Origin of the sequence: Polyangium sp. 6x1 (assembly GCF_029946515.1) — a bacterium.
Classification (GTDB): domain Bacteria; phylum Myxococcota_A; class Polyangia; order Polyangiales; family Polyangiaceae; genus Polyangium.
Window position 1 is genome coordinate 189,294 of the sequence record NZ_JARZHH010000012.1, and the last position, 9,562, is coordinate 198,855.

The following is a 9,562-nucleotide window of genomic DNA, read 5'->3' on the forward strand; positions in this document are numbered from 1 at the left end:
CACCAGCTCAAGGGCGCGATGTTGCTAGCAACCGAGCTTGCCTGAGCCCATGAAGTGACCGAAGCAGATGTACATCCGGAAGATCCTCATCGAGAACATCCGCTGCTTCGACCGGGTCGAGTTGGATCTGACGCGGTCTGACGGCTCGCTGGCTGGTTGGACGGTGCTCGCAGGGAGGAACGGGACCGGGAAGTCCACGTTGCTCAAGGCGATCGCGCTCGCGGTGGCGGGGCCGGAGGTCGCGAGGAGCCTACAGAGGGGCTTCGACGATTGGCTCAAGCTCGGGGCGGAGAGCGCTAACACCGAAGTGCAGCTCGACTACCCGGTGACGAACGATCTCGGCGATGACGACATCGTCGATGTCACCGGGGGCCTGCGGTGGCAACGTTCACAGCAAGGTCCAGAACCATCGATGCATGCCGTTGCATCGGATGAGGATCGCCATCTGCTGGACATTGGCCCCTGGCACCCGGTGTCATGGGGATGCTTCACCGCTGCCTACGGCCCGTTCAGGCGGATCGGGTTTCGGGACAACTACCAACCTCCGAAACCGTTGTCGGAAGCTCGACTCGAAAGCTTGTTCGACGAGGACGTCACGCTCGCCGAGTCGATTCACTGGCTCAAGGACGTACGCGCGGTCCGGCTGGAACTCGAGGACCGGGCCCGACGAGCAGCCCCCGACGAGGCGCCGAAGCTAGAGATACAGGCCCGCAAGCAAGCCGAGCTCTACGACGATGTCCTGGCGCTGCTCAACGATGGGCTCCTACCCGACGGTGTGCGCGTCATCGGCCTCGACATGCAACGTGGCCTCCTCGTCGAGCAGGGCGAGGTCGAACGACCCCTGCGAAGCTTGAGCGATGGCTACCGCGCAGCCATTGCCCTGGTCCTGGACATCGTTCGGCAAATGTACAGGACGTTTCCGGGGCTTTTCGAGAGGAGGTTCGACGTCGAGCGTAGGACGGCCAAGGACGGCAAGGAACGCGTCCAGATCCCCTATGAAGGGATCGTCCTTATCGACGAGGTGGACGCTCACCTCCACGTCTCGTGGCAGCAGCGAATCGGGTTCTGGCTCAAGGAGCACTTCCCGAACGTGCAGTTCATCGTCACAACGCACAGCCCCTTCGTCTGCCAGGCGGCCGATCCGAAGGGCCTCATCCGCTTGCCCGTGCCTGGCTCCGGGGAACGTGTGGAGCACGTGTCCGAGGATCTGTACGACACGGTGGTCAACGGCGACGTCGACGACGCGGTCATGACGGCGTTGTTCGGCCTCGAGCGGACCCACTCGGATGAGGCCGAGGCACTGCGCAGCCGTGTGGCGAAGCTCCAGGCCAAAATGATGCGTGGCCACGCAACTCCCGAGGAGAAGGAGGAGATGAAACGCTTGTCGGCGCGGCTGCCGAAGACGGGGAGTGCCCTCGTCCAGCAGACGCTACGCAAGCTGGGAGAGCCGGGGTGAGAAAGCTGCGAAGGGAGCCGCTGAGCGAACACGCAACGCGGGTCCTGTGGAAACAAACCGTCAAGATCGTGGAGGCTGGCAACTCGGAGCCCTCGCGGAGCAAGCTGGCAAAGGCCCGCCGAGACGAGGCCAAACGACTCTGGAAACAGAAGGCCGAAGCGACGTTCGACGAGATCCGGGCGACGCTGAAGAGGATGGCTTCCGGTGTCGAGCGCTGCATGTACTGTGAGAGCAACGAGGGGACGGACATCGAGCACTTTTGGCCGCAGAACCGGGCTCCGTGCCGCGCATTCGACTGGACCAACTACCTGCTCGCGTGCAGCGCCTGCAACAGCAACCACAAGCGGGACCGTTTTCCGCGCAGGCACGGCGAGCTGCTCTTGATCAACCCGACGGAGGACGATCCGCTGGACCACCTCGTCCTGACGCCCACGGGCAAGTTCGTACCCATCACGGACAAGGGAGAGAAGAGCATCCCCGTATTCGGGCTCCACCGCGGTCCCCTGGAACGGAGCCGTGTCATCGCCTGGGCTGCGGTCGACGGACTGATCGTGCGCTACGCGAACGCCTGCGCGCGGGGCGATTCATCGCTGGCGCTGGGTACCCAAAAAGCGCTGTGCGAGTACCCCCAAGTGAGTGTCTTCGCCGCGATCCTCCGCGTCGCGGAGGGTACGGCAGCGGAGGACTTCCTCAGCCCCGAGTGCCTTGAAGCCCTGGCCGCTCACCCGGAAATCAAGAGCTGGCTCGACGGTTGATCGGCGCCCTCCCCCACGCCAGCAAGACGATCCCGACCGGGATCATCACGCCGAGACAAGCCCACTGCGCCGCCGTGAGCCCGTGCCAGCGCGGATCCGGAGAGCGCCCATCCTCCGCGCGCAAAAAATCCAGGCCGAAGCGCAGCGCTCCGTAGGCAATCGAAAGCACGCCCGAAACCACGCCCGCACGCGACGCGCGGCGCGACGCGAGCACGACGATCGCGACGAGCAGCGGCGTCGCCATCCATTCGAGCAAGCCGAGGTCGAAGCGCGCGCCGCCCGGGAACTGCACGGCGAGGAGCGACGTCGAGAGCTTCCCCGGATGATCATGCGCGAAGGCGCACGCCGCGCGCGCAAAGATCCATCCGAACGGGAAGGCGTACGTGGCCGCGTCTGCCGCGGCGAGCACGGGCATCCGGAGCGCCCACGCGATCCCCACGAGGCCCACGATCGCGCCGAGACAACCGCCCGCCGACGAGAGCGTCCCGCCTCCCCCGACGAGCTTCCCCACGCCATACGCGCCGCCGATCGCCGCCGCCGCCGTGCCGATCGCGAGCGCCTCGATCGCCCCCTTCGAGCCGAGCTCGAGCGCGCGCGCGCGCCGCACGAGGACGAGGTGGTTCACGATCACCGAGAGCGTGAGCAGGAGGCCAAACGCTTGGAGGCCGAACGGCAAGGCGGGAAACTCGAACCAGGGAATCACGCGAAGCTGCTACGATGCCACGGCATGCGCGAGGAAGGCACGAGCTCGCGATCGCCCACGCGCGCGGCCCTCGTCTTCGCCGTTTCCTGCGCGCTCCTCGCGCTCCTGCGCTTCCAGGGCATGGCGCTCGGCGGCGTGCTCGTCCGGCCGATCGCGTCGCTCGTCGATCCGCGGATGCAACGACACCTCGGCTGGGTCCTGGCCCACGTGGTGCTGCTGCTCGCCGCGCCGCTCGTCCTCGCCAGGATCGGGCTCGGGCAAAAACCGCGCGACCTCGGGCTCGGGACGGGCGACGCGCGGCGCTGGGGGAAGGTCACGCTCGGGCTCTTGCCCCTCGTGGTGATCGGCGCCGCGATCCTCTCGCGTGCGCCCGGGGTCGCCGCGCATTACCGGGCCCACACCGCGGGGATCTCCGGGATCTTCGGGTGGATCGGGTGGATCGGGATGTGGGGCGCCGCGTTCTTCGCCTGGGAGTTCTTCTTCCGGGGCCTGCTCGTCGTCGGCCTCGCGCGCGACCTCGGCGGGCCGGCCGCCGTCGCGCTGCATCTGTTGCCGTTCACCCTGGTTCACGTGGGCAAGCCCGCTCTGGAGGTCCTCCTGACCGTCCCGGGGGGCCTCGTCTTCGGCGCCCTCGCCTTCCGGGGTCGCTCGATGCTCGGGCCCTTCCTGCTTCACTGGACCCTCGCCGCGAGCCTCGATCTGTTCGTCGCTCGAAGCGTATCCGCCCTTCCCTCGCTCGCCTCTGGCGGCTAAAACCGTCGAACGCGTGCCCGAGCCCCAAGCCTCCCAGCCCGATCTCGAGCTGCCCAGGATCATCGGGCGTTACGAGGTCCTGCGCCTCGTCGGCGAAGGCGCGATGGGCCGCGTGCTCTGCGCCCACGATCCCGTGCTCGGCCGCGACGTCGCGGTGAAGCTCTTGCGCGACGATCTCCTGATCCCGCGCGACGTGCGGGAGGGGCTGCTCGCCCGCATGCGACACGAGGCCCGCGCCGCCGCGCGCGTCGCGCACCCGAACCTCGTCACGCTGCACGACATGGGCGAGGACGGGCGGCTCGGGCTCTACCTCGTGTTCGAGTACGTCGAAGGGCCGACGCTCAAGCAACGCTTGAAGGCCGGCCAGATGCCGGCCGGCGAGGCAGCGCGGCTCGCGCGCGAGCTCGGGAGCGCCCTCACGTTCGCGCACGGCGAGGGCATCCTCCACCGCGACATCAAGCCCGAGAACATCATCCTCTCGCGCACCGGCGGGAAGATCGCCGACTTCGGCATCGCGAAGATCCCCGACTCGACGCTCACGCACGCAGGCGGCCTCATGGGCACACCCGCCTACAGCGCGCCCGAGACGTTCGGCGGAAAGAATTTCTCCCCGGCGAGTGATCAGTTCTCCCTCGCCGCGTCGCTGTACGAGGCGATCTGCGGCGAGCGCGCGTTCCCCGGGGACGACGCCGTCGAGGTCGCGGCGCGGATCTCCCGGGATCCGCCGAACCGCTTCGCCGCGCGCCGCGGCCTGCCCGCCGCCGTGGACGACGTCTTCGCCGTGGCGATGGCCAAGGCCCCGCACGATCGCTTCGAGAGCTGCGCGGCGTTCGGCGAGGCCCTCGCCGAGGCGCTCGCGCCCGCCGTGGAGACGCCCCCGCCCCGCGCGACCGCGCCGAGCGCGCCCGGCCGCGTGATGGCCGCGTCCATCCACCACGAGCCGCAGCACGTCGCGCCGGAGGCGCTGCCGTCCGAGCGCAAGCGCGGGCAAGTGCTGATCGGCATGGCCGTCGTCGCCGTGACGGCCACGCTGCTCGTGCGCTTGGCGCTGCACGACGGCGAACCGCGCGACGCGCGCGCCGTGCCCTCGGCGAGCACTTCGGCCGACGTCCCGCCGCCCGCCTCCGCCGACAAACCTCGCGCAACGTCGTCCACCCCGCAGCCGCGCACCTCGCGCCCGCGCGTCGAGCCTTCGAGCTCGGCGACGGACGATCCTCCGGAGGCCGACGCGGGGCCCGCGAGCGAGGCGGACGCGGGCCTCGACGCGAGCGCGCCCGCGCCTTCCGGGCAGGCCGCGCCCTCCGCGTCGCCGACGAGCGCGCCGTCCGCGAGCCCCACGAGCACGCCGTCCGCCCTTCCTTCGTCCCCGGCGCCGGCCGCCTCCCAGGCCGCACCCGCGCCGGCCAAACCGTAGAGGCCTTCGCCATGAACATGCGCCCACGCCGTACGCTTGCTTCTCTCGCTCGAGCCATCGTCCCCGCCGCCCTCTTGCTCTGCGCCGCGAACCGCGCCGAGGCCGCGAATTCGCTCACCATCGAGAACACGGGCCAGCCGGCGACGCTCCCGGGCGACGTCACGAACGACTTCAACATCCTGACCATCAAGAGCGGCGCCGTGCTGCGCGTGCTCGCGAAGGGCACGGGGCCCTCGACGGGGCGCCTGCACATCCGCGCCAACCGCATCATCATCGAGTCCGACGCCATGATCGACGCCACGGGCTCGGGTCACCCGGGCAAGGCGGGCCTGCCCGGCGAGGGCATGGGCGGCGGTCAGGTGAACGGGAGCAGCGCGGGCGGCGGCGGCGCCTACTTCGGCGGCGGCGGTGACGGCACGAGCCAGGCGCCCACGTGCGGCGGACCGTTTGGCCTCGGCGGCTCGCCGTACGGCACGCCCTCGATGCTCGACCTCGGCAGCGCGGGCGGCTCGGGCAGCGCGACGCCCGGCATGGGCGCGAGCGGCGGCAACGGCGGCGGCGGCGTCTGGCTCGAGGCCGCGCGCATCGAGATCAACGGGAAGATCGCGGCGAACGGCGCGCCCGGCAACGTGCTCGCCAACATCGGCGCGGGCGGCGGCGCGGGCGGCCACGTCATCCTCGACGCGTACATCATCGACTGGCTGCCGAAGGCGAAGATCGAGGCGAAGGGCGCCGCGGGCGGGGTCGGCACGGCGGGCGTCGGCGGCGCGGGCGGCGGCGGCATCGTGCGCATCCACGCGAGCACCGTGTCGGCGCCGCCGGTGGGCGTCATCGACGTGAACGGCGGTCCGCCGCCCGCGGGTTGCTCGACGGGCGTGGGGGATCAGGGGACGAACGAGTTCGACGATCAGAACGTCGTGTGCCCCGACTACGACGGCGACGGCGTGCAGTCGGTCCTCTGCGGCGAGACCGACTGCGACGACACGAACAAGGACGTCGCGCCGGGGCTGCCCGAGCTCTGCAACAACGTGGACGACAACTGCAACGGCGAGAAGGACGAGGGCGAGACCGACTGCGCGCAGGGCCTGATCTGCCAGGCGGGCAAGTGCGGCTCGGAGGTGAACCCCGACGCCGGCACGACCGACGGCGGCGCGCCCGCGGCGCCCGAGACCGTCGAGTACCGCGGCGGCTGCTCGCTCGCGCCTCGGGCCCAGGGAGGGTTCGCGCTCGCGGGCCTCGGGCTCTTTGCGGCGCTTGGTGCGCTGCTCTCGCGAAGGGCGAGGAAGGCGCGATGAAACCCGAAGCGAGGCGTGTGATGCGCAAGGCGACGTGGATCTGTCTCTCCGCGGCCCTCGTGGCCGCCCTGCCCTTCGGCTGCGGCTCCGAGGAAGAGGGCCCGCTCTTCCCCGGCGCGAGCGGCACGGAAGGTCAAGGCGGCGCAGGCGGCCCGGGCGGCATGGGCGGCGAAGGCGGCGAAGGCGGCGCGGGGGGCCAAGGCGGCGAAGGCGGTGCGGGCGGCGGCTCGACGTGTACGCCGAGCATGGGCGCGACCGCGTGCGACGCCTGCGTATACGACCAGTGTTGCGCGGCGGCGATCGCGTGCGACGAGGGAACGCCGTGCGACGCGCTCTGGGATTGCGCGCGGGCGGCGGGCTGTCTCTCGCCGACCGAGGACTTCGACGGATGCGCCGTCGAGGCCTGTCCGATGGAGGCGACGACCGAGGCCGTCTCCGCGCTCGAATCCCTGGCCGGCTGCATCCGAACGAGCTGCGGAGAAACGTGCGGATGATGCAGACTGGAAATCCAGGACTTGACAGAATCACGCCAGCGGAGGACACGCTCGCGTGGCGGGAGGCCGCGATCACCTCATGACGACGACGCGAAAGCATTCCGACGAGCTCCACCTCGCCCTGTATCGGAAGATGTTCCAGATCCGCCGCTTCGAGGAGGAAGCGGCGCGCGCGTACGCGCAGGGCAAGATCGGTGGCTTCCTCCACCTCTACATCGGCCAGGAACCGGTGGCCGTAGGCGCCGTCGCTGCGCTCCAGCCGACGGACTACGCGATCACGACGTACCGTGATCACGGCCTCGCCCTCGCGCGCGGGACGACCTCGCGCGCCGCCATGGCCGAGCTCTTCGGCAAGGTGACGGGCTGCTCGAAGGGCCTCGGCGGCTCGATGCACTTCTTCGACGTCGAGCACAACATGCTCGGCGGCTACGGCATCGTGGGCGGCCACGTCCCGCTCGCCGTCGGCACCGCGTTCGCCTCGAAGTACCGGCAGGACGGGCGCGTCGCGATCGTCTTCCTCGGCGAGGGCGCGGTGAGCATCGGCGACTTCCACGAGGGCATGTCGCTCGCGGCGCTCTGGAAGCTGCCGATCGTGATCGTGGTCGAGAACAACGAGTACGCGATGGGCACGTCGCTCTCGCGCACGCTCTCGGTCGAGGACGTCTCGCTGAAGGCGGTGGGCTACGGCATGGCGCGCGATCGGTTCTTCGCGAACCACGTGCTCGAGGTGCACGACCGCATCGGCGAGGCGATCGACCGCGCGCGGACGACGAGCGAGCCGACGCTGGTCGAGGTGCGCACCTACCGGTTCCGCGGCCACTCGATGAGCGATCCGGGCAAGTACCGCACGCCCGACGAGCTCGAGGAGCGCAAGCGCAAGGACCCGCTCATGGTCTCGCGCGCCGAGCTCGAAGAGAAAGGTCATCAGGCGGCGCTGCAGAAGATCGAGGCCGAGATCGAAGCCGAGATCGAGGACGCCGTTCGTTTCGCCGACGAGAGCCCCGAGCCGGGGCCCGAGCTGCTCGAGGCGACCACCTACAAGGGAGCATTCGCGCGATGAGCGTCATGCGCTACAGGGAGGCGGTTCGCGCCGCCATGATCGAGGAAATGGAGCGCGACGAGCGCGTCTACCTCATCGGCGAGGAGGTCGGCGCGTACCAGGGCGCGTACAAGGTGAGCGAGGGCATGCTCGAGCGCTTCGGCCCGAAGCGCGTGATCGACGCCCCGATCACGGAGAGCGGCTTCACGGGCATCTCGATCGGCGCGGCCATGGTCGGCCTCAGGCCGATCGTCGAGTACATGACGTGGAACTTCTCCGCCGTCGCGTTCGATCAGATCCTGAACAACGCGGCGAAGATCCGGCAGATGTCGGGCGGCCAGCTCCACGTGCCCATCGTGCTGCGCGCGCCGAACGGCTCGGCGCGGCAGGTGGGCTCGCAGCACTCGCACGCGATGGAGCATTTTTACGCGCACGTCCCCGGCTTGAAGGTGCTCGCGCCCGCGACGCCCGCCGACGCGAAGGGCCTGCTCAAGGCGGCGATCCGCGATGACGATCCGGTGCTCTTCATGGAGAGCGAGACGCTCTACAACGTGAAGGGCGAGGTCCCGGACGATCCGGATTTCGTCGTGCCGATGGGCCAGGCGCGCGTCGCGCGCGAGGGCAAGGACGTCTCGATCATCGCGTACGGGCGCCCGGTGCACCTGGCGCTCGAGGCCGCGGCGCAGCTCGAAAAGGAGGGCATCGACGCGGAGGTCGTGGACCTCAGGTCGCTTCGCCCGCTCGACGAGGAGGCGCTCGTGCGCACGGTGCAGAAGACGCACCGCGCGGTGCTCACGTACGAGGGCTGGCCGTATGGCGGCGTCGGCGGCGAGGTCGTCGACCGCATCCAGCGCCTCGCCTTCGACGAGCTCGACGCGCCGATCCTGCGCGTCACGTTCCGCGACGTACCCATGCCGTACAACGCGAAGCTCGAGCAGTACGTCCTGCCGCAACCCGATCGGATCGCCGACGCGGTCCGCGAGGTGCTGTACCGGAAGGGCTGAACGTCACACGCCGATCGGAGACGTCACATGGCCAAGGTTCTCGATATGCCGAAGCTGTCCCCCACGATGGAGGAGGGACAGATCAGCGTCTGGCACAAGAAAGAAGGGGATGCGATCGGCGTCGACGATCTGCTCGCCGAGGTCGAGACCGACAAGGCGACGATGGAGTATCGGTCCTTCGACAAGGGCACGATCCTCAAGATCCTGACGCCGGAAGGCAGCGTCGTTCGCCTCGGACAACCCGTGGCGATCATCGGCGCGCCGGGCGAGGACGTCGCCGCCCTCGTCGCGAAGGTGGGCGGCGGCGGAGCGCCTGCCCCGGCTCCGGCCCCGAAGGCCGAGGCCGCGCCTGCGCCTGCGCCTGCGCCTGCCCCCGCAGCCGCGCCCGCTCCCGCTCCCGCAGCCGCTCCCGCTCCCGCTCCCGCTCCCGCTCCCGCTCCCGCGGGCGAGCCGGGCCGGGTAAAGGCCTCGCCGTACGTCCGCAAGCTCGCCCGGGAGCGGGACCTGAGCCTCGCCGGCGTCACGGGCTCGGGCCCCGGCGGCCGTATCGTCGCGCGGGACCTCGACACGTTGCCGAAGGCCGCGCCCGCCCCGGCCCCCGCGGCCGCGCCCGCCCCGTCCGCTCCGGCGCCCGTCGCCGCCGCGCCGG

The 9,562-nt window shown here is 70.2% G+C and carries 10 protein-coding genes; 9 read left to right on the forward strand and 1 reads right to left on the reverse strand.

Going from position 1 to position 9,562, the window contains the following annotated elements; genetic code table 11:
• Nucleotides 1-67: 67 nt before the first annotated feature.
• Nucleotides 68-1,456: an AAA family ATPase gene (locus QHF85_RS14895; protein ID WP_281327831.1), complete on the forward strand. Its 1,389-nt coding sequence runs from the start codon at nucleotides 68-70 to the stop codon at nucleotides 1,454-1,456.
• Nucleotides 1,453-2,211 (forward strand): hypothetical protein, encoded by a 759-nt coding sequence (locus QHF85_RS14900; RefSeq protein WP_281327832.1) that lies wholly within the window; start codon nucleotides 1,453-1,455, stop codon nucleotides 2,209-2,211. The genes QHF85_RS14895 and QHF85_RS14900 overlap by 4 nt, the downstream gene beginning before the upstream one ends.
• Here the strand turns inward: QHF85_RS14900 and QHF85_RS14905 are convergent.
• On the reverse strand, nucleotides 2,189-2,914 hold the full coding sequence (locus tag QHF85_RS14905; RefSeq protein ID WP_281327833.1) for a prolipoprotein diacylglyceryl transferase family protein: 726 nt from the start codon (nucleotides 2,912-2,914) through the stop codon (nucleotides 2,189-2,191). The two genes, QHF85_RS14900 and QHF85_RS14905, sit on opposite strands and share 23 nt — an antisense overlap.
• Nucleotides 2,915-2,938: 24 nt before the next feature.
• On the opposite strand from QHF85_RS14905, the gene QHF85_RS14910 reads away from it, so the two are divergent.
• The 7 genes from QHF85_RS14910 to QHF85_RS14940 all read left to right on the forward strand — a co-directional run.
• On the forward strand, nucleotides 2,939-3,667 hold the full coding sequence (locus tag QHF85_RS14910) for a CPBP family intramembrane glutamic endopeptidase (RefSeq protein ID WP_281327834.1): 729 nt from the start codon (nucleotides 2,939-2,941) through the stop codon (nucleotides 3,665-3,667).
• A gap of 13 nt (nucleotides 3,668-3,680) precedes the next feature.
• Complete coding sequence (locus QHF85_RS14915; protein WP_281327835.1) at nucleotides 3,681-5,081, forward strand: serine/threonine-protein kinase; 1,401 nt, start codon at nucleotides 3,681-3,683, stop codon at nucleotides 5,079-5,081.
• A gap of 11 nt (nucleotides 5,082-5,092) precedes the next feature.
• Nucleotides 5,093-6,376, forward strand: a complete 1,284-nt coding sequence (locus tag QHF85_RS14920) for a putative metal-binding motif-containing protein (RefSeq protein WP_281327836.1) — start codon at nucleotides 5,093-5,095, stop codon at nucleotides 6,374-6,376.
• Nucleotides 6,373-6,870, forward strand: coding sequence for a hypothetical protein (locus tag QHF85_RS14925; RefSeq protein WP_281327837.1), 498 nt, complete (start codon nucleotides 6,373-6,375; stop codon nucleotides 6,868-6,870). The genes QHF85_RS14920 and QHF85_RS14925 overlap by 4 nt, the downstream gene beginning before the upstream one ends.
• A 79-nt stretch (nucleotides 6,871-6,949) precedes the next feature.
• Entirely contained in the window at nucleotides 6,950-7,930 is a 981-nt protein-coding gene (pdhA, locus tag QHF85_RS14930) for a pyruvate dehydrogenase (acetyl-transferring) E1 component subunit alpha (RefSeq protein ID WP_281327838.1), read from the forward strand.
• A complete protein-coding gene (locus QHF85_RS14935) occupies nucleotides 7,927-8,913 on the forward strand; it encodes a pyruvate dehydrogenase complex E1 component subunit beta (RefSeq protein WP_281327839.1) in 987 nt (328 codons plus the stop codon). The genes pdhA and QHF85_RS14935 overlap by 4 nt, the downstream gene beginning before the upstream one ends.
• Before the next feature lie 27 nt (nucleotides 8,914-8,940).
• A partial coding sequence (locus QHF85_RS14940; RefSeq protein WP_281327840.1) for a biotin/lipoyl-containing protein occupies nucleotides 8,941-9,562 on the forward strand: 622 nt, incomplete at its 3' end.